Source organism: Microbacterium sp. UBA3394, from assembly GCF_002358725.1.
Classification (GTDB): Bacteria; Actinomycetota; Actinomycetes; order Actinomycetales; family Microbacteriaceae; genus Microbacterium; species Microbacterium luteum.
Genome location: NZ_DEPK01000231.1, coordinates 1 through 895 on the forward strand (window position 1 = coordinate 1; position 895 = coordinate 895).

Below are 895 nucleotides of genomic sequence, written 5' to 3' on the forward strand. Positions count from 1 at the left end.
CGCCCTACGGGGGAAGTCGCACGGCGCCGGTTCAGAGCGTCGACACCCACGAAACAAGCGGATCCTCGCGAGACAACGGCTCCGGGTCGCCGTCGACCGGCGATGTCGACCCTGCACCCGAGCCCGTTCCCGCACCCGATGCGGATCCCGAGCTGTCGAAGACCCACGACGACACCGTCGAGATCCGCAGCGACCTGGGTGAGATCTCGTTCGCGTACGACGGCGCGTCGTCCGGCGAGGACTTCGCCTACCAGGGGCAGAGCTGGGACAGCGGCGACAATCGTCTGACCCTCGACGTGCAGGGCACGCACGACGGTGAGGACTCCGTCGCATCCTGGTACAACGGCCAGACCGGGGGCGCCGCCGTACACACCGACATCGACACGAACGACGAGCCGCAGGAGCTCCACTACGCTTTCTGCGGCACGCTGACGTTCCTCGACTACGGCTCCGCATCCGTCGAGACCTGCTTCGGGCAGGGTGACAGCGGTCTGGAGAACAACTGGTGGATGGGCGGAGCGGACTTCGGGCGAGTCGGTGGCATCTGCCACGTCGATGCCGATGCCGCCGACTCCCAGGCCACGAGTCTCGTGGCCTGCCTGGACTCCGACGGCCTGTCCTCGAACGAGTTCGAGGTGAGCATGGGCGATGCGCACGCAAACTACTTCTCGCTCTACAGCCTCTCCGACCTGCCGCCGCTTGCTCTGGCCCCGCTCGGAACGGCGATCACGAACTTCGTCGACAGCGATCCGCCGAACCTCACCACGGCTGAAGCGATCGCCCTGAAGGCGTTCGCCGCCAAGCTCGCCGACGCGAGCCTCGAGCTGCCGACCTCGTGGTCGGTGTCGTGTGACGGATGCGCATGGTCGATCACCGACAACCAACTGTGGGCGGG

Annotated in this window: 1 protein-coding gene; it reads left to right on the forward strand. The window is 66.9% G+C overall.

Annotated elements, in window-relative coordinates; translation table 11 throughout:
• Positions 1 to 895: hypothetical protein (locus B4E30_RS14155; RefSeq protein WP_286795724.1), on the forward strand; the 895-nt coding region annotated here is incomplete at both ends.